This window comes from Burkholderia sp. JPY481 (genome assembly GCF_038900515.1).
Taxonomy (GTDB): domain Bacteria; phylum Pseudomonadota; class Gammaproteobacteria; order Burkholderiales; family Burkholderiaceae; genus Paraburkholderia; species Paraburkholderia youngii.
The window spans coordinates 1-237 of the sequence record NZ_JAYMRT010000248.1; the positions used below are offsets into that span (position 1 = coordinate 1).

Here is a 237-nt window from a genome sequence, read left to right on the forward strand (position 1 = left end):
GCCCCACCAGATGCGCGCGCAGCGTCGCCGCAAGCTGCGCTTCCTGCGCCTCCGCTGCGGCCACCACATACGCCACCAGCTGCGGCTCGCCGGCCCGCTCCTCGCGCGCTACCACCACCGCCTCGCGTACCCATGCATGTCCGCACAGGTGCGCGGCCACCTCGCCCGGCTCGATGCGAAAGCCCCGGATCTTGACCTGCTCGTCGGTGCGCCCCAGCAACTCCAGATTGCCGTCCG

At 72.2% G+C, this 237-nt stretch carries 1 protein-coding gene; it reads right to left on the minus strand.

What is annotated here, in order from left to right:
• A partial coding sequence (locus VSR82_RS40555) for a hypothetical protein (protein ID WP_498858986.1) occupies positions 1–237 on the minus strand: 237 nt, incomplete at both ends.